Here is a 24,834-nt window from a genome sequence, read left to right on the forward strand (position 1 = left end):
TCCCGTCGTCCGGGGCGCATCGCGGGCGGGGAACGGTGTCGACGGGCCCGGCCGGTTCATCCTGTCGGCGGGCCCGGCCGGTTCGTCCTGTCGGCGGGCCCGGCCGGTTCATCCTGTCGGCGGCCCGACCGGTTCGTCCCGTGGTCGGACCCGTCGTCGCTCAGCCCGTCGGCGCGCCGTCCATCGCCTGGCCGACGAAGCCGGGCTCCCCGGCCTCGCGGGCGAGCGCGTCGAGCCGTGCCAGCAGCGCCTCGGCGCGGCGTCGGCCCTGCGCGTCGTGCGCCTCGACCCGTGCGTCCCCGTGCGGCTGGTCGCGGGTGAGGCGGAAGGAGCCGGGCTCCGCGGGCAGCGGGTCCGCGTGGCCGACGAGTCCGACGATCAGGTCGCGCGGCACGGGGTCGAGGCCCAGCTCCGCGGCGTGGGCGGCGCTGCGTCGGGCACGGGCGGCGGGGCGCTCGGAGAGCTTCACCCGCAGCCCCGAGCGCAGCAGGATCCGGGTCAGCTCGCGGTCGCCGACGAAGCTCACCCCGGCGGCCTCGAGGTCCTCGCGGGCGGAGGCGGGCCAGTCGTAGTGGTCGAGGTCGAAGGCGCGCGGGGGCAGTCCGGCACGGGCGGCGGCCTCGTGCAGCTCCTCGAGGGAGCGGTCCGAGACGAGATGGCCCCACACGGTGCCGTGGCGGGGCCAGCGCGGGGTGTCGGCGAAGACGGTCATCAGGTTCCTCCGCGGGCTCGGTGGGCGTCGGCGGTGCGGGGTATGCGCGGGGTGCGGGGTGTGCGCGGGGTGCGGGGCGTGCTCGATCCTGCCAGAGCGCGCAGCACGTGCTCCATCGGACCGCGTCGTCCGCTCCGGCGCAGCAGCACGGCGGGCGGGAGCATGAGGAGCCAGCCGGCGAGCACGAGCGCCGCGGCGCCCGCGCTGCCGAGCTGCGCGCCGAGGTCGAGGGTGTACGGCGGGAACAGGAGCAGGCTCAGGACCGACTGGGCGAGATACGCGCTGAGCGAGACCGCGCCGAGCGCCTCGACGGCGCGCACCGCCGCACCGAGGGGGCCGCGGGCTCCGACCGGAGGCGGGTCCGTGGCGGAGGCCGCGGCGGTGGCCGTGGCCGCGGCGGTGGCCACGGCCGCAGACGCGGCCGCGAGGCCGCGGTCCGCGCCCGGTGCGCGCGTCACGGGGCGCGGGTCCCACCGCGCGGCCAGCAGCGCGGTCCCGGCGGCGAGGCCGACGGCCCCGGCGAGGCCGCTGACCTGGTGGAGCACGCCGAGGATGCCCAGCACGACCTCGACGTCGAGCCGGGCATGGGCGGGGTCCAGGACCAGCACGGCGGTGAGCGGCACCGCGCCGACCAGGCCGATCGCGAGGCCCCACCGGGCGAGCCGGCCGAGCCGTCGGCGATGCGCGGGGACGTCCTCGAGCAGGGCGCCGCGGGCCATGAGCGCACCGAGCGCCATCGGGGAGAGCAGGCCGATCTCCTCGATCGGGGCGAGCATCAGTCCGTGCAGGGCGTCAGGCGCTCGGATCCCGACGCCGGCCAGGTAGTCCGGTGCGGAGGCGGCCGCATAGCCGGTGCCGCCGCCGAGCCCGACCGTGCCGTCCACCCATCCCCACACGCCGAGCGCCGGCAGCGTCACGATCGCCGCGGCGGCGAGCACCACCCGGCCCCGGGTCATCAGCAGCGCGCAGAGCATCCCGATCACCGCGTACCCGACCAGGATGTCCCCGCTGAACAGCAGGATCGCGTGGGTGAGGCCGATCGCCAGCAGCACGGCGAAACGGCGCAGCATGCGCCGCAGGAACCGTCCCGTACGCTCCCCGCGCTCGAGGGAGCGGCGGCGGAGGATCCCGATCCCGTACCCGAACAGCAGCGCGAACAGCGGGAAGCCGCGGTTGTCGACGAGCAGGGCGAGCAGCACGTTCACGACGCGGTCCGCGGCGCTCGCGTCCTGCTGCTTCAGCAGCACCGTCCAGGCGGAGCCGTGCAGCCAGCCCACCAGGTTCGCCAGCGCGATGCCGAGCAGGGCGATCCCGCGCGCGAGGTCGGGACCGCCCGCACGGGCGTCGAGCGGGACGGAGACGGTCACCGTCCTCCGGCGCCCTCCGGGGTGCCCTGGTGGTGGCGCAGCAGCCAACGGCCCCGCTCCTTCACCCACACCGAGCTGCGGCGGACGGTGCCGTCCGGGCCGGTGGTGACATAGCGCAGGAGGATCGCGCCTGGCGCGATCTCGTCGGCGAGGAACTCCTCGGCCTGCACGTCCTCGAGCGGGGCGAGGGCGGAGAGGATCTCGTCGCGGTCGTAGCTGCGCCCGCTCGCGCCGATCTCGGTGAAGGCGGGGTGCAGCAGCTCGGCCGCGCTCGGGGCGTCGGCGCGCAGCGCGTCGGTGAGCAGCGCCTGCTCACGGGTGATGACCTGCTCGAAGTCGCTGGTGCCGGGGGCGTCGGCGACGAGCACCGTGTCCTCGACCGCGGTGGAGCAGGAGGCCGCGGGGGCGGGATCGGCGGTGTCGAAGAGGCTGAAGAGGTCGCCCGGATCGCCGGCCGCGCCGGTCTGCGAGGAGGACGGCGCGGCCGACGGGGAGCCCGTCGACGAGGAGCCGGCCGACGGCGCGGGAGAGGTGCCGCCCTGCGCGGTGCCGCTCCCCCGGTATCCAGGCCCGACCTGCGGGTCCTGCTTCTTGGAGAACGCGGTCGCGGCGGCGTTGGCGCGCTTGTCGGCCGCCTCGTTCATGGCGTGGCCGGCGTGGCCCTTGACCCACTCGAACTCGACGCTGCGGCCGGCGAGCGCCCGGTCGATGTCCTTGAGCAGCTCGACGTTCATGACGGGCTTGCCGTCCTTCTTCCGCCAGCCCTTGCGCTTCCATCCCGGCATCCACTTGGTGATGGAATTGATGACGTACTGGCTGTCGCACAGGATGTGCAGGTGCTGGTCGGCGTCGACGGCCGTCGCCTCGAGGAGGTCCAGGACGGCCTTGAGCTCGCCCATGTTGTTGGTGCCGTGGGGCCAGCCGCCCGCACGCCAGGTGTCCTCGTCGATGTACCAGGCCCAGCCGGCGGGTCCGGGATTGCCGAGGGCGGAGCCGTCGGCCGCAGCGGTGATCGTCATGGACGCAATCGTTCCACAGCCCGGCGACGTTCCCCGCTTCGGCCAACGATCGCTCGCGGTCCGCTGCGCGATCCGCTGTCCGCTCCCCGTGCGTCGCGGAGCACGGCCCCGCGGACTCCAGCTCAGCCCACCGGCTTCTCGTAGGTCGCGTAGACGTGGGCGCGATGGAAGCCGACGGCCTCGTAGAGCCGGGTCGCGCCGGTGAGGGACTCGGCATCGACCTCGAGGACGGCGGCGGTGAAGCCGGCCTCCGCCCCGGAGGCGAGGGTGCGGGCGAGCACCGCGCGGGCGAGGCCCCGGCCGCGCGCCTCGGGGCGGGTGCCGACGAGCGCCACGTGCAGCACGCCGGGGCGGTCCTCGGAGGTGACGGCATAGGCGAGCACGGTGCCGTCCGGGGCGAGGGCGATCGTGGAGTGCTCGGGGCGAGAGGTGTGGGAGGTGGTCCACAGCTGCCAGGTCTCCGCATCGATCGGGGCGGAGCCCCAGTGATCGGCGAAGGCGGCGACGTGGGCGAGCCGCACGGCCTCGCTCCGCTCCGGGGCGGGGGCGAGGATCCGGGCCCCTTCCGGGGCGGGGAGCTCCAGCGCCGGCCCGGGCAGCTCGCGCTCCATCTCGAGCCAGGAGCGGACCCGTCGGTACCCGCGCCGCTCGAGCACGGGGCGGATGTCGGCCCCGCCCGGGCCGGCGTCCGGCTCGGGATCGCGACCGCCGCTCGTGCGCAGCACCGCGGGCAGTCCGGGGTGCCGCTGCGCGGCGAGCGAGCTGCCTCGCGCCTCGAGCAGCTCCAGGATCGAGGTGCCGATCCCCTGACGCCGGTGCTCGGGGTGCACGGCGCCGCTGAGCTGGACGCGGGCGCGGCCGTCGCGGTCGGGATGCGCGGAGACGGTGACCAGTCCGAAGCCGACGATCTGCTCGCCGTCGCGCAGGGCGACCGTGTCCTCGGCGAGGTCCAGGCGCGGCGTCTGCAGCCATTCGCGGATGCTCGGCTCCTCGACGGGCTCTCCGAGCTCGTCGTGGCCGTCGACCGTGTTCAGCAGCGCGGTGAGCGCGGGGACGTCCTCGAGGGTCAGCGAGTCGCGGCGGAGGGCCGTGGGCGAGTCCGCGGGACGGATCGACGAGTCGGGAGCGGGTCGGGTCACGGGGTTCCTCCGGGGAGTCGGTAGACGGTGACGTGGCTGCGGGAGTCGGCGGTGAACTCGCTGCGGTCCCAGTCCGCCCAGCGGGACTCCCTGGTGAATCCTGCCAGCTGCGCCATGAGGTCGAGCTCGGCGGGCCAGACGTAGCGCTGCGGGGTGCGGCCCAGGCGCGCCCCGCGCGCCCCGTCGACCGCGGGGTCGAAGCGCACATGATGGGAGACGAGCTGCTGCGAGACAGGGTCGTAGGTGTCCACGAGCAGGTAGCCGGGCTCGGAGACCTCGACGGTGCCGCCGTGGCCGGGGGCGAGGGAGCGCAGCTGCGGCACCCCGAGCTCGACGACGAAGCACCCGCCGGGCGCGAGGTGCCGGGCGGCATTGCGGAAGCAGGCCACCTGCTCCTCCTGCGCGAGGAGGTTCCCGATCGTGTTGAACACGAGGTAGACGAGGGAGAACCCCTCCCCCGCGGAGGTGGACGTCATGTCGCCGGCGACGACGGGCAGCGCCGACTCGTCGGCCTTCTCCCGCAGCCGGGCGATCATCGGCTCCGACAGCTCGATGCCGGTGACGGGCACCCCCGCCTCCCGCAGCGGGATCGCGACGCGGCCGGTGCCGACCGCGAGCTCGAGCGCCGGACCGCCCGCGGCGAGGTCGGCCAGCACCTCGACCGTCGGCCCCAGCACCTCGGGCGCGAACATGCCCTGACCGGGGGTGTCGTACTCGGCGGCGGCCTGCGCGTCCCAGAGGCGGCTCTGATCGATCATGCGCCCATGGTCACGCCCCGCCGCCGTCGGCGCCACGGATTTCTCCGGCACCGACGCCGACGGGGCGCGAGAGCGCCCGGAGGCTCAGCCCTCGGTCTCGTACGCCGCGGGCTGCTCCTGGACCGCGCGGAGCCGGGCGAGGTCGAGCTTGCGGCCGCGGGCGAAGTCGACCACGCCGTTCTTCTCCTGGAACACGTCGGTCATCTGCGTGTAGCAGTAGCCGAACATCAGCGGGTCCTCGAGCAGCACCCGGGTGAGCCCCTCGAAGCGCGCATACAGCTCCTCCTCGCTGGTGATCCGCTGGCCGTAGCCCCAGGACTCGGCGGCGTTGTTCCCGGCGCGCGCCGCCTCGGCGGCCTCCTTCGCCTCCTGCGCGTTCCACCAGATGCCGCCGTACTCCGAGACGAAGTAGGGCTGGCCGGCGAAGGGCAGGGAGAACTCGCCGTCGGCGAAGGGGTACTCGTCCGGGGCCAGGTCGCGGCGGTTGGCGAAGGGTCGGCCCTCGGCGAGCCCGGCCTGCTCGGCGCGGAACCGCTCGGGGTCCTGCTCGTAGGAGTGGGAGTCGTAGACGTCGGCGCCGCGCACCCGGTGGGAGTAGCCGGAGGCGTCGAGCACGGGGCGGGAGGGGTCGGCGAGCTTGGTCGCGTCGTACATCGCCTGGGTGACGACGTCGAGCTGCGTGAAGCGGTCGTGGAGGATCTGATGGGTCTCGTTCAGCGGGCACCAGCCGATGATCGAGGGGTGGTTGATGTCGCGGGCGACCGCCTCGATCCACTGCCCGATGAAGGAGGCGGTGGGCTGCTGGTTGTCGCCGAGCGGGCCGAGGCCCGAGACGCCCCAGTCCCCGAACTCGCCCCAGGTGAGATAGCCGTGCAGGTCCGCCCAGAAGAGCATGCGCTGGTCGAAGACCTTCTGGTGGAGACGGGCGCCGTTGAAGCCGGCCTCCATCGCGAGGCGGATGTCGGTGGTGAAGGCATCGTCCGACGGGGCGGTCATGAACGAGTCCTCCCAGTAGCCCTGGTCCAGGACCAGGCGCTGGAAGATCTTCTCGCCGTTCAGGCGGTACTCGTGGGCGTTCAGGGAGGTCGAGCGCAGGCCCGCGTAGGAGCGGACCTCGTCGAGCACGGCGCCGTCGGCATCCAGCAGCCGCACCTGCAGGGCGTAGAGCTCGGGCGCGCCGGCGCCCCACACGCGCACGTGCTCCTCGGGAATCGTCAGCGCCAGGTGCGGGGCGAGGTCGAGGTCGGCGCGGACGCTCGTGCGCGCGACCGCCTCCCCACCGGGCACGGCGGCGATGACCTCGAGGGACGTGCCGGGGGTGCTGCGCGAGAGCGGCACGTCGATCGCGAAGGAGGCGGAGGCGAGCGAGGGGATGATCCGCAGGGAGCGGATCTCGTCGGCCGGCACGCCCTCGAGCCAGACGCTCTGCCAGATGCCGGTGGTGCGGTGGTAGTTGGCGTGGGTGGGGCGGAACCACGTGGACTGCTTGCCGCGGGCCTGGGGCGCGTCGTGCGGGTCGCGGGCGCGGACCACGATGCTCACCTCGTCGCCGGCGCCGAGGCCGGGGACCTGGGAGAGGTCGGCGGCGAAGGGGGTGAAGCCGCCGCGGTGACGGGCGACCTCGACGCCGTTCGCCCAGACGGTCGCGTCCTGGTCCACCGCCTCGAAGCGGAGGACCGGGCGCAGGCCCTCCCAGTCCGCGGGGATGGTGAGGGTGCGGCGGTACCAGACGGCCTCGAGGAAGTCGCGGTCGCCGATCCCGGAGGCCGCGGTCTCGGGCGCGAAGGGCACCGTGATCTCGTCCTCGAGCGCGCGGTCCAGCAGGCCGCGCTCCCGGCCCGTGTCGCCGCGGTCGATCTCGAACTCCCAGGTCCCGTTGAGGTTCAGCCAGGTGGGGCGCTGCAGCTGGGGGCGCGGGTGCTCGGGGCGGGGCACGTCGGATGCGGCGGAGAGCGGGGCGTCCAGCTGGGCCGCGAGCTCGTCGGCTCGCGTGAACAGCGCGGCGAGCGCCTCGGGCAGCACGGGGGTCGGAGGGGTCATCACAGGGGCTCCTGGCGCGTGATCGGCGGTGATCTGTCGGGAGCCAGTCAACCCCATCGCCCCAGAATATGCAACGTTGGAAATCCAGGGCGGGCGGCCGACGGGGAGACAGGCCGCGGCAGGATGACACGGTGGTATCTCACATGCGGGGCATCGCCCGTCGCCTGCGAGGTGACCGCCGCGTAAGGTGGGCGGGAGTGCCGTCCTCCCGCCGCGGCACAGGTCCCGTCCGGGCAGCCCCGCACCCCTCGACGCACGGCGTCGGGCACGAGGAGCGGCAGGCCCCGCCGACGGCGACAGCGTCGGCCGGAGAGGACCGCCCCCGGCGGTCCCGACGTGACGACGACGTGCGGGGTGCAACGCACAGAGAACGGATCACCCTTCGTGACCACCCCTGACTTCGCACGCCTCGGCGTGCCCGCCTCCCTCACCGCCGCCCTCGCGCCGCTGGGGATCACCGACCCCACCCCCATCCAGGCCGCGACCCTGCCGGACTCCCTGGCCGGGCGCGACGTGCTCGGCCGGGGCCGCACCGGCTCGGGCAAGACCTACGCCTTCCTGCTGCCGCTGGTGGCGCGCCTGCTGGAGACCCCGAAGCGTCGCACCGCCCGTCGGCCGCGCTCGCTCGTGCTCGCCCCCACCCGCGAGCTCGCCTCGCAGATCGCCGACTCGCTGAAGCCGCTGGAGAAGGCCGCCGGCCTGCGCAGCGCCGTCGTCTTCGGCGGCGTCGGCCAGAACCCGCAGGTGAACGCCCTCGCGGGCGGCGTCGACGTGCTCATCGCCTGCCCCGGACGGCTCCTGGACCTGATGGGCCAGGGCCACGCCGATCTCGGCGCCATCGAGATCACCGTGATCGACGAGGCCGACCACATGGCCGACATGGGCTTCCTGCCCATGGTGCGCCGCATCCTCGAGGCGACCCCGCGCCGCGGCCAGCGCATGCTGTTCTCCGCGACCCTCGACTCCGGCGTGAACAAGCTGGTCAAGGAGTTCCTCCACGACCCGGTCACGCACTCCGCGGACCCCGCGACGAGCCCCGTGGGCACGATGGAGCACCACGTGCTCGAGGTCGACAAGGAGACGCGCTTCGACGTGCTGCGCGACCTCGCGGCCGCCCCCGGCCGCACCATCATGTTCACCCGCACCAAGTACGGCGCGAAGAACCTCGCCCGCAAGCTCTCCGCCCGCGGCGTGGACGCGGTGGACCTGCACGGCAACCTCTCGCAGAACGCCCGCACCCGGAACCTCGAGGCCTTCGGCTCGGGCACCGCGACGACGATGGTCTGCACCGACATCGCCGCGCGCGGCATCCACGTGGACGAGGTCGCGCTCGTGGTCCACGCCGACCCGCCCGTCGAGCACAAGGCCTACCTGCACCGCTCGGGCCGCACCGCGCGCGCCGGCGAGTCCGGCACGGTCATCACCGTGCAGACCCCGGACCAGAAGCGCGACGTGAACGACCTGATGCGCAAGGCCGGGATCACCCCCACCTACCACCAGCAGGTCGTCTCGACCAGCCCCGTCCTCACCGAGCTCGCCCCCGGCGAGCGCGTGGCGACCCATGAGCCGCGCCAGCCGGAGGAGCCGCTGGACGAGCGCCGCATGGCGGGCGAGCGCCGCGGCGGCGGCCAGGGCGGTCGCGGTCGCGGCGGTCAGGGCGGCGGACGCGGTCAGGGCGGCCGCGGCCAGGCCGGACGCGACGGCCAGGGCGGCGGCCGCGGGCGCGGCGAGGGCCAGCAGGCCGGTCGCGGCCAGGGCGGCCGCGGCGGCGAGGGCGGCTCTGGCCGCTCCGGCGGCCAGGGTCGCTCGAACGGCCAGGGTCGCAGCGGCGGCCAGGGCGGCGGGCGCCGCGGCGGTCAGGGTCAGGGCTCCGGCGGCGGGCGCCGTCAGGGCCGTCCGGCCCCCACCACCTACTCGACCAGCTCCGAGGGCTCCGGCAGCGGGAACACCGTCGGCGGCGGCCTCGCGGCCTTCTCCTCCGGGCGGCGCCGATGACGGAGCCGTCGGCCGTCCACGGCCGTCGGCGCGCCGAGGCGCCCGCAGGCCACGGGATCGACGAGGTCCTCGCCGCCGCGCGTCGGGGCGTGGACCGCGTCGAGCCCGCCGACCTCGCCGCCGCGCAGGCGGCCGGGGCGCACCTGATCGACATCCGCTCGGCCGTGACGCGCGAGCCCGAGGGGCACGTCCCCGGGGCGACCGTGGTCGAGCGCCTCGTGCTCGAGTGGCGGCTGGACCCCTCCTCAGCGCACCGCATGGACTGCGGGCCGGGCCACGACGACCCCGTGATCGTGCTGTGCAACGAGGGGTACTACTCCTCGCTCGCCGCCCGCGACCTGCGCGACCTCGGCTTCCACCGGGCCACCGACCTGGTCGGCGGGTTCCGCGCCTATGCGCAGGCCGGCCTCCCGGTCGACGAGGAGCCCACCCGCTACGTGGACTGAGGCAGTCCGCTGCACGACCCGAGCCCGCCCGCGGCGACCGTGACACCGGTCCCCGCGGGCGGGCTCGTGTTCGCCGGGTGCGACGCCGCCCGATCCGACGCCGCCCGATCCGGCGCCGGAAGCGTCAGCGCAGCTCGCGCTTGAGGATCTTCCCGGTGGAGGTCATCGGCAGGGACTCGGCGAGGACGATCTCGCGCGGGTACTTGTAGTCCGCCATCTGCTCCTTCGCCCAGGCCTTCAGCTCCTCGGCGGTGGCGGTCGCGCCGTCGACGAGGATGAGGTGCGCGACCACCTCCTCCCCCAGCCGCTCGTGCGGGACGCCCACCACGGCGGCGAGGGAGATCTGCTCGTGGGTCAGCAGCACCTCCTCCACCTCCCGCGGGTACACGTTGTAGCCGCCGCGCACGATCATGTCCTTGGAACGGTCGACGACCCAGTAGAAGCCGTCCGCATCGCGGCGTCCCAGGTCGCCGGTGCGGAACCAGCCGTCCCGCAGCACCGCGGCGGTCTCCTCGGGGCGGCCCAGGTAGCCGGTCATGACGTTGTGGCCGCGCACGATGATCTCCCCGATCTCGTCGACCCCGCCCACACGGGCCCAGTCGGGATCGGCGGGGTCGATCAGGTCCATCTCCACACCCCACACTGGCAGGCCGATCGATCCGGGGCGCGGGCTCTCGCGGCGGGAGAACGAGGCGACCGGCGAGGTCTCGGAGAGCCCGTAGCCCTCCATGATCGAGATCCCGAGGTGCTCCTTCACGCCACGCAGGATCTCGACCGGCAGCGGGGCGCCGCCGGACACGCCCAGGCGCAGGTGCTCGGCGAGCCCCTCGGCCGCCGCGCCGCCGGTGAGCAGGCGCAGCAGCGCCCACCACATGGTGGGCACGCCCGCGAAGACGCTCACGCGGTGGCGAAGCAGCAGCTCGAGGGCCTGCTCCGGCTCGAAGCGGGGAAGCATCACCAGCGTCGCCCCCATCGAGAAGCCGGCGTTCATGTTCACCGTCGCCCCGAAGGTGTGGAACAGCGGCAGGACGACCAGGTGGGTGTCCTCACCCGGCCGCGAGTCGAACAGCCGGTTGCAGGTCAGGGCGTTCATCAGCTGGTTGGAGTGGCTGAGCTCGGCGCCCTTGGGCCGCCCGGTGGTGCCCGAGGTGTAGAGGACCACGGCGGTGTCGGTCTCGGCACGCTGCATGGTGGGGAAGGTCCCGGGCCGCTCGGCGACGGCGCCGGCGAGGGTGGGCACCCCCTCGTAGGGGCTCTCGGCCGACGGGTCGGCGGTGATCAGCACGATCTGCGGCGGACGCGCCGCGGCAGCGGCGCCCTCGACCACGTGGCGGCCGATGGGCAGCTCCTCGGTGCCCTCGAAGCAGAAGGCGACCGCGGCGTCGGTGTCGTCGAGGTAGTAGGTGATCTCGCGGGGCTTGTTCAGCACGTTCAGCGGGACGACCACCGCACCGGCCTTGAGGATCCCGAAGTAGACGATCGGGAACTGCGGCAGGTTGGGACAGCTCAGCGCCACCCGGCCCCCCGGCTCGACCCCGAGCTCGACCAGGAGATGCGCGACGCGGCAGGCGGCGGCGTCGACCTCGGCGTAGGTCAGGGAGGTCTCGCCCAGCACCAGGGCGGGACGGTCGGGGGCGGTGCGGGCGCTGTCCTCGAGCACCACGGAGAGGTTGTACATGCGGAGACTCCTTCGTCGACGTCGCTGTGACGGGGGCCTCACAGTACGACGCGCCGCCGCCGCTCAGGGCGCACTTCCCGTCGGGCGCGCCACATCGTCCATTTCGTCAGTTGCGCGAATGACGAAACGTTAGGGAGGATGGCGGGCATGACGACGCCCCCGGAGGACCGCGCGCCCACCGAGCCGCAGCTCGCCGCGGCCGCGGACACCTTCTCGATGCTGGCCAGCCCCGCCCGCCTCCATCTCGTGCAGCTGATGAGCACGGGCCGCTACGACGTGGGCGAGCTCGCGGAGCGGGTGGGCCTGAGCCTGCCCACCACCAGCCAGCACCTGCGCAAGCTGCGCCTGACCGGCATCGTCTCGGCGACCCGCGAGGGCCGCCACAGCTACTACACCGTCGAGGACCCGCACGTGGTCCAGCTCGTCGAGCAGATCTTCGAGCACATCGCCCCCGACGGCTCCCTCGCCCCCGACCCTCCCCGCAAGGACCATCCGTGAGCAGCACCGAGACCTCCTCCCGTCCCGTCCGCCAGAAGGTGGACCTGACGAAGTTCGCCTGGCTCTCGATCGCCGCGGCGATCGTCACGATCACCCTCAAGGCCGGCGCCTGGGTGATGACCGGCTCCGTCGGCCTGCTCTCCGACGCGGCGGAGTCGGTGGTCAACCTCGTCGCCGCGGTCGTCGCGCTGATCGCGCTGCGCGTCGCGTTCCGCCCGGCCACCGAGCGCTTCCTCTACGGCCGCGCGAGGGCGGAGTACTTCTCCGCCGCGGTCGAGGGCGTGATGATCTTCGCCGCCGCCGGCGTCATCCTGGTCACCGCGGTCGAGCGCTTCCTGAACCCGCGGCCCCTCGAGAACGTCGGCTGGGGCCTCGCGATCTCCGTGATCGCCTCGCTGGTCAACGGCGGCGTGGCGCTCGTGCTGCTGCGCGCCGGGAAGCAGCACGACTCGATCACCCTTCGCGCCGACGGCAAGCACCTGATGACCGACGTGGTCACGAGCGCGGGCGTGCTGGTGGGCGTGGCGCTGGTGGTGCTGACCGGCTGGGAGCGACTGGATGCGCTCGTCGCCTTCGCGGTCGGCGTGAACATCATCGTCACCGGCATCGGCCTGATCACCGAGTCCGTCTCCGGCCTGCTGGACAAGGCGCTGCCGGACGAGGAGCACGAGGTGATCACCGAGATCCTGCGCCGCCGCACCGACGGGACCGTCACCTTCCACGGCCTGCAGACCCGCGAGGCGGGGCAGGAGAAGTACATGAACGTGCACGTGCTCGTGCCCGACGACTGGACGGTCAAGCGCGGCCACGACTACATCGAGGGACTCGAGCACGAGCTGATGGGCGTCATGCCGACCCTGCACGTGCTCACCCATCTCGAGCCGATCTCCGATCCTGCGAGCTACGAGGACATCCCCGAGGCGCACGTCCCGATCCACGGCGAGGACGAGGCCGCGCTGCGCCCGCCCCGGGACGACGCGGACGCGCAGGGCTGACCCCGTCCACATCCTCGTCGGCCCCGGACAGGTGTCCGATCCCGCCCGTACGATGAGCGGAGTCGACCGAGGGGGACTCCGATGACACATCCGGGGCACGACGGGCACGGGCCCGTGATCGAGGGGACGACGGTGCCGCCGCGCGGCCTCGCACCGCAGGGACGGGAGTACGACCCGTTCGCGACCGGCGCGCCAGGGGGCGCGCACGGCGGGCCGACGGACAGGGCCGTCCCGCACGGCGCGGTGCAGCCGTGGGTCCCGGCGCAGGGTGCCTACGGACCGCCGCCGGTGGTCGTGATGCCCGCCGAGAAGAGCGTGGGGGTCGCCTTCGTGCTGACCTTCTTCTTCGGGGTGCTCGGTATGTTCTACGCGACCGTGCCGGGGGCGCTGATCCTGCTCGGCATCACGCTCGGCGCGATCCTGCTGGCCTCGATCCTGATCGGCGTGCTCTCGGTGCTCACCCTCGGGTTCGGGGCGGTCCTGTTCACCCTGGTGCCGCTGATCGGGATCGCCGCGTGGATCACGAGCATCGTCTGGGGGTGCCTGGCCGCCTCCCGCCACAACGAGCGCCTGCGCGCACAGTACGCACAGGCCGGGTTCCGCCCGCCCGGGCACTGACCAGGACCTCGAGAGGTCCTGTCGACGAGGCCCCGCCGCTCTGTGACCGGCGGGGCCTCGTCACGTCCGGACGCGGGAGGCCGGACCTGGAGGGGCGGATGCGGAGGGCACGGACACGGAGAGGGCCGGCGCAGAGCAGGTCGACGCGGAGAGGGCGGACACACCCCTCGGGATGCCGCAGATCACCCACCGTGACGACTTATGACGGTCAGCACTTGCGCTTATGGAGGGCGAGGGCGCACCCTGGGCCACGACCACAGCCCGGCCCACCTGGAGTCCCGCCCCGTGACCAGCCTCGCCAGCCCCTTCACCGACGCCCGCCCCGCCGAGCGCCTCGCCGAGCTCGCCGCGCACCTGCGCCCCCTGCTCGGGGACGAGGCGGTGATCGAGGACCCCGCGCCGCGCTACGCCGGCGACACGGCGGTGCAGGCTCCGGACGGCACCGCCTTCCTCCTGGTCCTGCCGGCGGACACCGCCGGGGTGCAGGAGGTGCTGCGCCTGGCCCACGAGACCCGCACCCCCGTCGTGCCGCGCGGCTCCGGCTCCGGACTCTCCGGCGGCGCCGCCCCGAGCACCGGCGCGATCGTGCTGGGCCTGGAGCGGCTCACCCGGATCCGCGAGATCGACCTGCTCGACGAGGTCGCGGTGGTCGAGGCCGGGGTGATCACCGCCGACCTCTCCGCCGCCCTCGCCCCGCACGGCGTCTTCTACGCCCCCGATCCCGCGAGCGCGCGGCTGTCCACGATCGGCGGGAACGTCGCGACCAACGCGGGCGGGCTGCACTGCGCGAAGTACGGGGTCACGCGCGAGTCCGTGCTCGGCCTCGAGGCGGTCCTCGCCGACGGCACGCTGCTGCGCACCGGGCACCGCACGATCAAGGGCGTCACCGGCCTCGACCTCACCCAGCTGCTGATCGGCTCCGAGGGCACCCTCGCCGTCATCACGGCCGCGACCGTGCGGATCCGTCCGCTGCCCGTCGCACGACGCACCGTCCTGGCGCGCTTCGACTCGGCGGGCGCCGCGGCCGAGGGCGTGAACGCGATCTCCCGCACCCCCGTCCGGCCCGCCGCGACCGAGCTGATGGACGGCCCCACCCTCACCGACATCGATGCGCACACCGGCTCCGAGCTCGCCCGCGGTGAGAGCACGATCCTGCTGATCGAGCTCGACGGCTACGGCATCGACGAGCAGCTCGCGGACCTCGCCGCCGCGCTCACCGCGGCCGGCGGCACCGTGCGCGAGATCGAGGAGGAGGCCGAGGCGGAGCACCTGTGGGAGCTGCGCCGCTCCGGCCGCGGCTCCGGCGCGGGCGGGCACCGCCTCGGCGAGGACGTCGCGGTGCCGAAGTCCCGCCTCGGCGAGATGTTCGAGGCGCTGCCCGGCATCGGACGGCGCCACGGTGTGGAGACCTCCGCGATCGCCCATGCCGGCGACGGGAACCTCCACCCCTCCCTCGCCCTCCCCCGCTCCGAGGACCACGCGCCCGACCAGCTGCCCGCCCCGCTGCTGGCGGCGGCCGACGAGCTGGTCCGCACCGCGCTCGCGCTCGGCGGCACCGTCAGCGGGGAGCACGGCATCGGCACCGCGAAGCGCGGCTGGCTCGACCTCGAGCTCTCCCCCGCCTCCCGCGACCTCCAGCACCGCCTGAAGACCGCCTTCGACCCCCATCAGCTCCTCAACCCCGGGAAGGCCCTGTGATGAGCACGACCGCCCTCGACCCCGCCGCCCTGACCCCGGAGAGCCTCTCCGCGGGGTTGCTCTCCCGACTCGGCGCACGCGAGGACCTCGCCCGCGGCTTCGGCCCCGCCGCCTCTCCCCTGCCCGGCGCCGTCTCCCTCCTCGGCGGCGCGCCGAGTGCCGGGGACCTCCCGCTGGAGGCGCTGCACCGCGCGGCCGAGGACCTCACCTCCGATCCCGCCGCGCTCGTCGGCGCGCTGCAGTACAGCACCCCGGCGGGCATCGCGCCGCTGCGGGAGTGGATCGCGCGCCGCGAGGGCGTGGACGCCTCCCGGGTGCTGCTCACCAACGGCGCCTTCCACGGCCTCTCCCTGCTGTTCGACGCGCTGCTGGACCGCGGCGACCGGATCGTGGTGGAGGACCCGACCTATCCGCTGATCTTCCGCGACCTCCAGCACCACGAGGTCGAGGTGCTGCCCCTGCCGCTCACCGCGGAGGGGCTGGACCTGGACGCCCTCGAGGACCGGCTCGAGGCCGGGGCGCGGCCGAAGCTGCTCTACACGGTGCCCGACTTCCACAACCCGACCGGCCTGATCACCCCGGCTCTGCAGCGCGAGCGGCTGACCGCCCTCGCCGAGCACTACGGCTTCGTGATCGTCTCCGACAACGCCTACGCGGGCCTCGCCTTCCCCGGCGTCCAGGTGCCCGAGGACTATCCGACCGACTCGGAGCTCGTGGTGCGCGTGCGCACCTTCTCGAAGATCCTCGGGCCCGGGCTGCGCCTGGGCTATCTGGTGCTGCCGAGCTGGCTCGTCGGCCCCGTGACCCGCCTGCGCGCCAACCAGGACCAGCACTCCTCCGTGCTGGTGCAGTCGGTGGTCGAGCGGGTCGTCGGCGCCGGGGGACGCGAGGGGCTCGACGGAGGCCTCGAGGCGATCGCGGACCGCGCCCGCACCCGCTACGCCCTCCGCGCCGACCTCCTCGCGCACCTGCTCGAGACCGGTGTGCCCGGCGGCGTGCGCATCGAGCAGCGCACCGGCGGGATCTTCCTGTGGGCGCGGGTGCTGGACGACGGGATCGACCTCGCCGCGGCGCAGCGCCTGGCCCGGGAGCGCTTCGGCACCGACATGGCGCTGGGGCGGTACTTCTTCCTCACCGGGGACGACGAGGACCACGGCCGCCTGCGCGTGGGCATCAGCCACCTCGACGAGGCCGCGCTGACCGACGGCGCCGAGCGCCTGATCGCCGCCCTGACCGCCCCCGAGGCCCGACGATGAGCGCCCGCCGCCCCGCGCCGGGACCCGTCGGACCGCCGGAGGACGGGGCCGCGATCGACGGGCGCGCGATCACCGCACGCCCCGACGGGACGAGCCGCCGCCGTCTGCTCCAGGGCCTCGGCGCCGGTGCGCTCGGCCTCGCCGCGCTGCCCCTGGCCGGCTGCGCCCTGGACGGCGCCCTCGCCGACGGGGGCGGCAGCGGCGGCGCGGGAGACGACCTCGAGCTCTCCTTCCTCATCTCGAACCTCGACGGCGGCTGGGTCCCCTCCAAGAGCGCGATCTCCAGCTACGAGGCGAACGTGTGGCAGCAGCTGACCGACAAGCTCGTCCACACCGATCCCGAGGGAGCCGTCACCCCCTGGATCGCGACGCACTGGGAGCAGAACGAGGAGGCGACCGAGTACGTGCTGCACCTGCGCGAGGGCGTCACCTTCTCCGACGGCACCCCGCTGGACGCCGAGGCGGTGCTCGCGAACCTCGAGGCCTGGGCCGTCGGCCGCCCCGACGAGGGCCTGGCGCGGGTGGGCCTGTTCCCCGGCGGCACCTACGAGGGCGCCGAGGCGCTGGATCCGCTGACCGTGCGGGTCACCTTCACCGCGCCGACGCTGTCCTTCCTGCCCACCCTCGGCTATCACGGCTGCCAGCTGATGGCCCCCTCCTCTCTCGCCCTCTCCCTCGAGGAGCAGGCCGACCTGGCCAGCCAGATCGGCTCGGGACCCTTCGTGCTGGAGAGCTGGGAGCCGCGGCAGCGCGTGCGCCTGGTGCGGCGCGAGGACTACGACTGGGCTCCGGAGGCGCTCGGTGCGAGCGGGCCGGCGCAGCTCGCCGCGATCACCTTCACGGTCCTGCCCGACGACACCCTGCGCGCCTCCGCCGCGCGGGCCGGCCAGACCGATCTCTCCTACAACGTGAACCCGCAGGTGCTGGATGCCTTCACCGAGGCCGGCTTCGTGATCGAGGTGCCCCGCTATCTCGGCTTCGTGCACGGCTACAGCCTGCGCACGCAGGTCGCGCCCTTCGACGACGTGCGCGTGCGGCAGGCCGTCACCCGCGGCATCGACCGCGCCGAGATCCTCCGCACCGTGTTCACCGACGCCTGGCAGCCGGCGACCAGCTGGCTGCAGGCCGGGGTGCCGGAGACCACCGACCTCACCGAGCTGTTCTCCTACGATCCCGAGCTCGCCGCGACCCTGCTCGACGAGGCGGGCTGGACCGGCCGGAACGAGGACGGCTTCCGGGAGAAGGACGGGGTCGAGCTGGGCTTCACCATCTACCCCACCCCCTACCTCACCGGCTCGGTGCCCGAGGCGGAGCTGATCTCCCAGCACCTGGGCCGCCTCGGGATCCGGGTGCGCACCCAGAAGCTCGACATCCCCACCTGGACCGAGCGGGTCACCAACGACCCCGAGCAGGGCGTGGGCGAGGTGACGCGCAGCTTCGTGGACGTCGGCACGGTCGCCGGGGTGATCACCGACGAGGGCGAGGACTGGTTCCAGACCGGCTCCTCCGATGCGGAGCTGGTGCGGCTGCGGGACGAGGTCGCCGGCGCCGCGACCCGCGAGGAGCGCGCCCCGCTGGTCGAGGAGCTCTCCCGGCACGTGCTCGAGCAGGCGTACTTCATCCCGCTCGAGCAGAACGTGCAGCGCATCTACGTCCAGTCCCCCGAGCTGACCGGTATCACCTTCAACGCGGTCGCGATCCCCTCCTACCACGCCGCCCGCAAGGAGCCCTCATGAGCGTCCTGACCCCCACCGCCCCGGGCGGGCCGACGGGGACCCTCGCGGCCTCGTCGGCCGCCGCGCGCACCGCCCGCCGCTACGCGTCCTTCGCGCTGCGTCGCACAGGGCAGGCGCTGATCGTGGTGGTGCTCGCCTACGTGCTCGTGTTCGCGGTCCTCGCCGCGATCCCGGGCGATCCGATCTCCGCGCAGCTGGACGACCCCCAGGCCGGGTACAGCGAGGCGGAGAAGGCGCAGATCCGCGCCTTCCACGGCCTGGACCGGCCCGTGCTGGTCCAGCTCCTCGTCTCGCTGGGCCATGCGCTGACGGGCGACCTGGGCACCTCGCTGTCGACCGCGCAGCCGGTCACCGCGATGCTCGGCGCCGCGATCCCCTCGACCCTGGCGCTGGCCGCGACCGCGCTCGTCCTCGCCGTGCTGATCGCGGCGGTGCTGGCCCTGGCCTCCCGGCTGCTGCCCGAGGGCCCCGCGAACACCCTGGTCCGTGCCCTGCCCGCGGTGTTCCTCTCGACCCCGAACTTCCTGATCGGCCTGGTGCTGATCCAGGTGCTCGCGGTGACGCTGGGGCTGTTCAGCCTCGTCGAGCCGCACAGCCCCGGCTCCACCCTCGCCGCCGCCCTGACCCTCGCGATCCCGGTCTCCGCGCAGATCGCGCAGGTGTTCATCACGGCGCTGGACGAGGCGGCCGGTCAGGACTACGCCGAGGTCGCCCTCGCGCGCGGCCTGCGCCCGGGACAGGTCGTGGTGCGGCATCTGCTGCGCCCCTCCCTGCTGCCGACGGTGACGATCATCGGGCTCGTGCTCGGCGAGGTCCTCGGCGGCTCCCTGATCACCGAGGCGATCTTCGGCCGCTCCGGCGTGGGCACGCTGGTGCAGAAGGCGGTCGCCGCGCAGGACGTGCCGGTGCTGCTCGCGGCCGTGGTGCTCTCCGCGCTGGTGTTCGTGGTGGTGAACCTCGTGATCGACCTGCTCTACCCGCTGCTGGACCCGCGCCTGCGCGGGAAGGAGGATCTGCGATGAGCGTCCTGGATGCCGCCCCCGGCCCGGTCGCCGGCGGTCCCGTCGCCGCCGCGACGGCCCCGGCCCGTGCCCTCTCCCGTCGCCTCCCGCCCGCGAGCGTGCTGGCGAGCCTCGCCGTGCTCGCCGTCGTGCTCCTGTGGTCGCTGGCCCCGGGCCTGGTCACGGGGCACGATCCCGCCGTCGGCGTGCCGGACGACAAGTTCACCGCGCCCGGCGCCGGGTACTGGCTGGGCACCGACCACCTGGGCCGGGACCTGCTCACCCGCATCGTCCACGGCTCCGCCTCCTCGATGACCAGCGCCCTGATCGCGGTCGCGATCGGCGTGCTCGCCGGCGGGCTGCTGGGCCTGCTGGGCGGGTACCTGGGCGGCTGGGTCGACGCGGTGATCGGCCGCGTGGTCGAGGTGCTCCTGGCGATCCCGGGCTTCCTGCTCGCGGTGGTGATCGTGACCGCGCTCGGCTACGACACCCGCAATGCGGCGATCGCGACCGGCGTCTCGGCGGTGGCGGTGTTCGCGCGGCTGATGCGCTCGGAGGTGCTGCGGGTGCGCACCAGCGTGTTCATCGAGGCGGCCCGCCTCAGCGGCGCCTCGGCCGGATACGTCCTGCTGCGCCATGTGCTCCCGAACGCGGTGCGCCCCGTGCTCTCGCTCGCGGTGCTCCAGTTCGGCATCGCGATCCTGGTGATCGCCGGGCTCGCCTTCCTCGGCTACGGCGATCCCCCACCCGCCTCCGACTGGGGCCTGCTCGTCTCCGACGGCCGCGAGCACCTCCTGCACGCCCCGTGGCTCGTGATCGCCCCGGGCCTCGTCATCGCCGTCGTCGTGCTGTCCGTGAGCCGCCTGTCCAGCTGGCTCGACCTCGGGAGGAACCGATGAACTCCACTGCCGCATCCACCGCCGACGCCTCCGCCGCCGAGGCCTCCGCCGCCACCGCGGCGGCCGCCGACACCGCCGTCCCTGCCCCGCCGCTGCTGCAGGTCGAGGACCTGCGCGTCGCCTACGGCCCCGCCGAGGTGGTCCACGGGGTCTCCTTCGCCGTCGGCGCGGGCCGTGCCCTCGCCCTGATCGGCGAGTCCGGCTCGGGCAAGTCCACGATCGCGCGGGCCGTGCTGCGCCTGCTCGGCACCCGCCGTGCCCGCGTGGACGGGTCGATCCGGATCGAGGGCCGCGAGGTGACGGGCCTGCGCGAGCGGGAGTTCCTGCCGCTGCGCGGGAGGGTGCTGGGCTTCGTGCCGCAGGACCCGGGCTCCTCCCTGAACCCGGTGCGCACGATCCGGGCCCAGGCCCTCGAGGCGGCGGCGCTCGTGCCCGGCGCCCGTCGCAGCGAGGAGCGCGAGGCGCTCGTGCACGCGGCGCTCGAGCGGGTGGGCCTGCCCGAGCCGGGACGGATCCTCGACTCCTTCCCCCATCAGCTCTCCGGCGGGCAGCTGCAGCGGGTGCTGATCGCGCTCGCGATCCTGCCCGGCCCGCGGCTCCTGATCGCCGACGAGCCCACCAGCGCCCTCGACGTCACCGTCCAGAAGCAGATCCTCGACCTGCTCGACGAGCTGCGGGCCGAGCTCGGGATCGGGATCCTGCTGATCACCCACGACCTCGCCCTCGCCGCCTCCCGCGCCGACGAGGTGGTGGTGCTGCAGCAGGGCGAGGTGCAGGAGGCCGGCCCCACCGCGACCGTGTTCACGACGCCGCGCGCCGAGTACACCCGCACGCTGCAGGCCGACGTGCCGGGGCTGAACCCGGACCGCTTCGCGCCGCTGCGCGCCGAGCGGGACGGGCGCCACCCGGCCGGCGTCGCGCACGTCGAGGCAGGCCGCATCTCCCGCACCTTCCGCACCCGCGACCGGGAGGTGCGCGCCCTCGCGGACGTCTCCTTCGCGATCCCCCGCGGCCGCACCCACGCCCTGGTCGGCGAGTCCGGCTCGGGGAAGTCCACCGCGGCCCGGGCGCTGCTGGGGCTCGAGACGCTGGATGCCGGCGCCCTCTCCGTCGGCGGCCGTCCCGTCGACCCCGCCGATCCCGTCGGGCTGCGTGCGCTGCGGCGCGACCTGCAGCTCGTCCACCAGAACCCCTTCACCTCGCTGGACCCGCGCTTCACCGTCGAGCGGATCGTGCGCGAGCCGCTCGAGCACTACAAGGTCGGCGACCGCGCCGACCGGGCGGAGCGGACGGCATGGGCGCTCGAGGCGGTGCGCCTGCCCGAGGCGCTGCGCAGCCGGCGTCCGGGGGCGCTCTCGGGCGGGCAGCGGCAGCGGGTCGCAATCGCCCGCGCCCTCGCGCTGCGTCCCGAGGTGCTCGTGCTCGACGAGCCGACCAGCGCCCTGGACGTGACGGTGCAGGCCTCGATCCTCGAGGTGCTCGCCACGCTGCAGCGGGACCTGGGCCTGACCTACCTGTTCATCTCGCACGACCTCGGCGTGGTGCGGCAGTTCGCCGACACCCTCACCGTGCTCCGCCGCGGCGAGGTGGTCGAGTCCGGGATCGTCGAAGAGGTCTTCGCCGCCCCGCGCGAGGAGTACACGCGCCGGCTCATCGCCTCGATCCCCGCCCGCCAGGACGTGGGGGCCAGCGCATGACCACCACCGCCTCCTCCCTCGCCGTCCTGCCGGGCGGTCGGATCCTGACCTGGGCCGACACCGACTGGGACGACCCGCGCGGCGCAGCGCTGCGGGAGTCGATGGACGTCGAGCTCTCGCCCCGCTACGCGGCCCTGCGCCAGGGCTCCCCTCGCCCGGCCCCTCCGAGCGCCGAGGACGTGGCCGTGGTGGTGCTCGCGCTCGTGGACGGGAAGCCCGCCGCGACCGGGACGCTGCGCCGCCTGCCGGACCGCTGGGAGGTCAAGCGCCTGGTCGTCGACGCGGACCATCGGAGGCTGGGCCTCGCGAGCCGGATCCTGGCCCGGCTCGAGGACGCGGCCCGGGACCGCGGCGCGGGCGAGCTGTTCCTCCAGACCGGCAACCGGCAGCCCGAGGCGATCGCGCTCTACGAGCGCGAGGGCTGGGAGCGGATCGAGGTGTTCGCGCCCTACGACCCGGCCGACGGGATCAGCGTGTGCTTCCGGAAGGTGCTGCGGGCGGAACCCTGAGCTCCTTACGGCTCAGCGAGTCCACGGGTCGAAGAGCGCCACCGGAACCCTGGTGAAGTCCTTGATATTCCGGGTGACCAGCGTGAGGCCATGGACCAGCGCGGTCCCGGCGATGAGCGCATCCATCTCCGGCATGGGGTCCGGGACGTGCAGGGCTGCTGCCGCGACCGCGACGTCATCGTCGACCGGGAGCACTCGCCGTGCGAAGGTCGCGCGAACGTCCTCCTCGAGCCATCGTCGCAGCGGGCCGGCGCCGACGGGATCCGTGCGCTCCTTCCGACGGACTCCACGCTCGAGCTCCAGCAATGTGATGGCGCTGAGGCGGAGATCGACCATCGGCTGCTCCTCGAGCCAGGCCATCAGCTCGGGCGACCTCTTCGCTCGGGCATCGCTGAGGACGTTCGTGTCCAGCAGATATCTCACAGGTCGTCCTCGCGAGGAGCTTCGATCCGTCTCGGCGGCAGCTCGAGGTCGATCTCCTCCGTCCCCCGAGCCCAGAGCCGATCCCCCAGATGCTCGCGCGCCCCGCTGAGCCGGTCGAACTCCTCGGCTGTCAGGAGCACGTGCGAGCGCCGGCCGTGATCGGTGATGGTCACCGGCCCGTCCTCCGCGGCACGCTTCGCCGCCGAGACGTCGCGATTGAACTCCCTGCTCGTGATCGTGGTCCCCACGCCGCCCTCCTCCCGAGGTGTACCTTCAGTAGGTATTTTACGAGGGGTCGAGGCAGGGCGCCAGAGCCATGACAGCTGTCATGGAATCGGGCGAATCACCCCCGCGCAGCTCTCGGGGTGCCACTATCTGAGCATGGCTCTCGACGACAGAGATTCCATGCCCCTCCCCTCCTCCCGCACCCTCCTCCTGAACAGCCTCGTCGCCGCGCTGATCGCGAGCGCGCTGATGATCTTCCTGCACGAGATCGCCCATCTCGTCGCGGGACTCCTCCTCGGCCACGGCGGGACGCTCTATCCCTTCGGCGTCCTCCACCACGGCGATCTCGCCGTCTCCGCGGAGGTCGTGGCCCTGCTCGCCGGACCGGCGTTCAGCCTCGTCACGGGTGTCCTGCTGCAGCGGTGGACCCCGCTGCGGGGCCGCGGGGACCTCGCCCACCTGGTCTGGGTCTGGTTCGCCTTCGTCTCCGTGCAGGAGGCCGTGACCTACCTGTGCCTGACGCCGTTCGGCGCCGGGGACACGGGAATGGCGGCGCAGCTGCTGGGCCTGCCGATCGTGGCCCAGTTCGCCCTGCTGGGCGTGGGCGTCGGCGGGATGTTCGCCAACGCCTGGGCCTTCGCCCCGCACATGGCGCGCTTCGCGGGTGAGGACCCCGTGCGGCGCAACGCCGTGACCCTGTTCCCCTGGCTGTGGGGGATGATCGCCTCGGTGCTGCTTGCCCTGCTGTATCTCGTGCTCAGCGGGGCGGAGATGGGAGCGGGCGAGCAGATCGCGATCCTCGCGGCGGGCACGGCCACCTTCGTCTTCGCGCCGATGGCGAACATCTTCGCCGGCCGTGTCCGCGAGGTGCGACCCGAGCCGCTGCGGCTGAGGGCCGTGCCGGTGCTCGGCCTGGTCGTGCTCGCGGCGATGATCGCCGGGAACATGGCGCTCAGCGCCGGGCTCGACATCGGCTGAGCGGCGGACGGGGGTCGGCAGGCAGGCGGAGCCGGCTGGCAGATAGGTCGGGGCGGCACACAGACCGGGCCGACGCCGCTCAGCCCAGCAGCTGCATGACCCGTGCGTCGGTGTCGGCGAGCGCGGCGCGGTCGAAGGTCGCACCCGCGGCGAGGAGCTCGTCGGCCCCGGTCGCCTCGAGCACCCGCTCCACGCGCGGCCGCAGGCTCGCGGGGCTGCCCGCCCACGCGCTTTCGAGGCCCTTCTCCACCCGGTCGCGCTCGCGCGAGGAGAGCTCCTGTGCCCGGATGCGGGCCGGGTCCTCCAGCGGCGGGAAGGCACCGGTCTCCCGGGAGCGGACCATCGCCCACACCTCGGGGAGCGCGAGCTCGCGGGCCTCGGCGTCGGTGTCGGCCACCAGCAGGTCCATCGAGACCATCACGTGCGGGGCGCTGCCGCGGTGCGGGCGGAACTCGCGACGATAGGCGGCGATGCGCTCGCCCACGTCGTCGGCATGCAGGACGGGCCCGCCGAGCACCACACCGAGCCCGAGCCGGGCGGCGATGCCGAGCCCGGCGCCGGTGGCGAGCAGGTGCATCGGCGGGGGCTCGGCCGTGACGGGGCGGGCGGTCAGCGGCGCGGTGCCCTCGAGCAGGTCGCGCACCTGCCCCACCTCGGCCGCGAAGTCCTCCGTGCTGGCCTCGGTGCGGCCCAGCGCCTCGCGGACCGGGGCGGTGAAGCCGAGGGAGCGGCCGAGCCCGAGGTCGATGCGTCCCGGGGTGAGCGCCTCGAGCATCAGGAACTGCTCGGCGACGACGAGGGGGCGGTGGTTCGGGAGCATCACCCCGCCGGAGCCGAGCCGGATCCGCTCGGTGCGCTGCCCGATCGCGGCGAGCAGCACGGCCGGGGCGCCGCTGGCGATGCCCGGCACGGTGTGGTGCTCGGCGACCCAGAAGCGGTGATGTCCGAGTTGCTCGGCGGTGACGGCCCGCTCGATGCTGTCGGCGAGGGCTGCCTGCTCCGAGCGGCCGGCACGGGTGCGTGAGCGGTCGAGCAGGGAGATCCTCATGCCGCCGGGAACGCACAGGCCCTCGCGGATCTTCCCGTCCGAGGGGTCGAGATCCTCTCACCGCGGTCCCGCCCCGGAGCGATCCCGCGTCGATAGCCT

At 74.0% G+C, this 24,834-nt stretch carries 23 protein-coding genes; 13 read left to right on the forward strand and 10 right to left on the reverse strand.

What is annotated here, in order from left to right; all coding sequences use genetic code 11:
* Nucleotides 1-160 precede the first annotated feature (160 nt).
* The 6 genes from DS079_RS02905 to DS079_RS02930 form a co-directional block, all read right to left on the reverse strand.
* Nucleotides 161-712 carry a DUF4031 domain-containing protein gene (locus DS079_RS02905; protein WP_126984735.1) on the reverse strand — a complete coding sequence of 184 codons (552 nt, stop codon included), beginning with the start codon at nucleotides 710-712 and terminating at the stop codon, nucleotides 161-163.
* A complete protein-coding gene (locus DS079_RS02910; protein WP_126984736.1) occupies nucleotides 712-2,079 on the reverse strand; it encodes a DUF418 domain-containing protein in 1,368 nt (455 codons plus the stop codon). Before DS079_RS02910 ends, DS079_RS02905 begins: the two co-directional genes overlap by 1 nt.
* The gene (locus DS079_RS02915) at nucleotides 2,076-3,098 is read right to left on the reverse strand and encodes a ribonuclease HI family protein (protein ID WP_126984737.1); all 1,023 of its coding nucleotides are present in this window, start codon (nucleotides 3,096-3,098) and stop codon (nucleotides 2,076-2,078) included. The genes DS079_RS02910 and DS079_RS02915 overlap by 4 nt, the downstream gene beginning before the upstream one ends.
* Nucleotides 3,099-3,220: 122 nt before the next feature.
* Nucleotides 3,221-4,237, reverse strand: a complete 1,017-nt coding sequence (locus DS079_RS02920; RefSeq protein WP_241237521.1) for a GNAT family N-acetyltransferase — start codon at nucleotides 4,235-4,237, stop codon at nucleotides 3,221-3,223.
* Nucleotides 4,234-4,995: a class I SAM-dependent DNA methyltransferase gene (locus DS079_RS02925; protein WP_126984738.1), complete on the reverse strand. Its 762-nt coding sequence runs from the start codon at nucleotides 4,993-4,995 to the stop codon at nucleotides 4,234-4,236. The genes DS079_RS02920 and DS079_RS02925 overlap by 4 nt, the downstream gene beginning before the upstream one ends.
* Before the next feature lie 84 nt (nucleotides 4,996-5,079).
* The gene (locus DS079_RS02930) at nucleotides 5,080-7,035 is read right to left on the reverse strand and encodes a glycoside hydrolase family 2 protein (RefSeq protein ID WP_126984739.1); all 1,956 of its coding nucleotides are present in this window, start codon (nucleotides 7,033-7,035) and stop codon (nucleotides 5,080-5,082) included.
* 384 nt (nucleotides 7,036-7,419) lie between these two features.
* On the opposite strand from DS079_RS02930, the gene DS079_RS02935 reads away from it, so the two are divergent.
* Together DS079_RS02935 and DS079_RS02940 are read left to right on the forward strand one after the other, a co-directional pair.
* Nucleotides 7,420-9,030, forward strand: coding sequence for a DEAD/DEAH box helicase (locus DS079_RS02935; RefSeq protein WP_126984740.1), 1,611 nt, complete (start codon nucleotides 7,420-7,422; stop codon nucleotides 9,028-9,030).
* Entirely contained in the window at nucleotides 9,027-9,476 is a 450-nt protein-coding gene (locus DS079_RS02940; RefSeq protein WP_126984741.1) for a rhodanese-like domain-containing protein, read from the forward strand. The genes DS079_RS02935 and DS079_RS02940 overlap by 4 nt, the downstream gene beginning before the upstream one ends.
* 124 nt (nucleotides 9,477-9,600) lie before the next feature.
* Here the strand turns inward: DS079_RS02940 and DS079_RS02945 are convergent, their stop codons facing one another.
* A complete protein-coding gene (locus DS079_RS02945; RefSeq protein ID WP_126984742.1) occupies nucleotides 9,601-11,154 on the reverse strand; it encodes a long-chain-fatty-acid--CoA ligase in 1,554 nt (517 codons plus the stop codon).
* 147 nt (nucleotides 11,155-11,301) lie between these two features.
* Here DS079_RS02945 and DS079_RS02950 point away from each other — a divergent pair, with 147 nt between their 5' ends.
* The 10 genes from DS079_RS02950 to DS079_RS02995 all read left to right on the forward strand — a co-directional run bounded on the left by DS079_RS02950 (nucleotide 11,302) and on the right by DS079_RS02995 (nucleotide 22,061).
* Nucleotides 11,302-11,652, forward strand: a complete 351-nt coding sequence (locus tag DS079_RS02950) for an ArsR/SmtB family transcription factor (RefSeq protein ID WP_010550115.1) — start codon at nucleotides 11,302-11,304, stop codon at nucleotides 11,650-11,652.
* The gene (locus DS079_RS02955) at nucleotides 11,649-12,647 is read left to right on the forward strand and encodes a cation diffusion facilitator family transporter (RefSeq protein WP_126984743.1); all 999 of its coding nucleotides are present in this window, start codon (nucleotides 11,649-11,651) and stop codon (nucleotides 12,645-12,647) included. The genes DS079_RS02950 and DS079_RS02955 overlap by 4 nt, the downstream gene beginning before the upstream one ends.
* 81 nt (nucleotides 12,648-12,728) lie before the next feature.
* A complete protein-coding gene (locus DS079_RS17325) occupies nucleotides 12,729-13,265 on the forward strand; it encodes a hypothetical protein (protein ID WP_126984744.1) in 537 nt (178 codons plus the stop codon).
* A gap of 285 nt (nucleotides 13,266-13,550) precedes the next feature.
* Nucleotides 13,551-14,963 (forward strand): FAD-binding oxidoreductase, encoded by a 1,413-nt coding sequence (locus DS079_RS02965; protein WP_126984745.1) that lies wholly within the window; start codon nucleotides 13,551-13,553, stop codon nucleotides 14,961-14,963.
* Entirely contained in the window at nucleotides 14,963-16,219 is a 1,257-nt protein-coding gene (locus DS079_RS02970; RefSeq protein WP_126984746.1) for an aminotransferase-like domain-containing protein, read from the forward strand. The genes DS079_RS02965 and DS079_RS02970 overlap by 1 nt, the downstream gene beginning before the upstream one ends.
* On the forward strand, nucleotides 16,216-17,955 hold the full coding sequence (locus DS079_RS02975; RefSeq protein WP_126984747.1) for an ABC transporter substrate-binding protein: 1,740 nt from the start codon (nucleotides 16,216-16,218) through the stop codon (nucleotides 17,953-17,955). The genes DS079_RS02970 and DS079_RS02975 overlap by 4 nt, the downstream gene beginning before the upstream one ends.
* Complete coding sequence (locus tag DS079_RS02980; RefSeq protein WP_126984748.1) at nucleotides 17,952-18,977, forward strand: ABC transporter permease; 1,026 nt, start codon at nucleotides 17,952-17,954, stop codon at nucleotides 18,975-18,977. Before DS079_RS02975 ends, DS079_RS02980 begins: the two co-directional genes overlap by 4 nt.
* Nucleotides 18,974-19,855 carry an ABC transporter permease gene (locus DS079_RS02985; protein ID WP_126984749.1) on the forward strand — a complete coding sequence of 294 codons (882 nt, stop codon included), beginning with the start codon at nucleotides 18,974-18,976 and terminating at the stop codon, nucleotides 19,853-19,855. The genes DS079_RS02980 and DS079_RS02985 overlap by 4 nt, the downstream gene beginning before the upstream one ends.
* Complete coding sequence (locus DS079_RS02990; protein ID WP_126984750.1) at nucleotides 19,852-21,552, forward strand: dipeptide ABC transporter ATP-binding protein; 1,701 nt, start codon at nucleotides 19,852-19,854, stop codon at nucleotides 21,550-21,552. Before DS079_RS02985 ends, DS079_RS02990 begins: the two co-directional genes overlap by 4 nt.
* Entirely contained in the window at nucleotides 21,549-22,061 is a 513-nt protein-coding gene (locus DS079_RS02995) for a GNAT family N-acetyltransferase (RefSeq protein ID WP_126984751.1), read from the forward strand. Before DS079_RS02990 ends, DS079_RS02995 begins: the two co-directional genes overlap by 4 nt.
* A 12-nt stretch (nucleotides 22,062-22,073) precedes the next feature.
* Here the strand turns inward: DS079_RS02995 and DS079_RS03000 are convergent, their stop codons facing one another.
* Nucleotides 22,074-22,484 carry a type II toxin-antitoxin system VapC family toxin gene (locus DS079_RS03000; RefSeq protein ID WP_126984752.1) on the reverse strand — a complete coding sequence of 137 codons (411 nt, stop codon included), beginning with the start codon at nucleotides 22,482-22,484 and terminating at the stop codon, nucleotides 22,074-22,076.
* Nucleotides 22,481-22,732, reverse strand: coding sequence for a type II toxin-antitoxin system Phd/YefM family antitoxin (locus DS079_RS03005; RefSeq protein WP_126984753.1), 252 nt, complete (start codon nucleotides 22,730-22,732; stop codon nucleotides 22,481-22,483). Before DS079_RS03005 ends, DS079_RS03000 begins: the two co-directional genes overlap by 4 nt.
* A gap of 133 nt (nucleotides 22,733-22,865) precedes the next feature.
* Here DS079_RS03005 and DS079_RS03010 point away from each other — a divergent pair, with 133 nt between their 5' ends.
* Nucleotides 22,866-23,687 carry a hypothetical protein gene (locus DS079_RS03010; RefSeq protein WP_126984754.1) on the forward strand — a complete coding sequence of 274 codons (822 nt, stop codon included), beginning with the start codon at nucleotides 22,866-22,868 and terminating at the stop codon, nucleotides 23,685-23,687.
* A gap of 79 nt (nucleotides 23,688-23,766) precedes the next feature.
* Here DS079_RS03010 and DS079_RS03015 read toward each other — a convergent pair whose 3' ends face one another.
* Entirely contained in the window at nucleotides 23,767-24,735 is a 969-nt protein-coding gene (locus DS079_RS03015) for an MsnO8 family LLM class oxidoreductase (RefSeq protein ID WP_126984755.1), read from the reverse strand.
* Nucleotides 24,736-24,834 lie beyond the last annotated feature (99 nt).

This window comes from Brachybacterium paraconglomeratum (assembly GCF_003994255.1).
Taxonomy (GTDB): Bacteria; Actinomycetota; Actinomycetes; order Actinomycetales; family Dermabacteraceae; genus Brachybacterium; species Brachybacterium conglomeratum.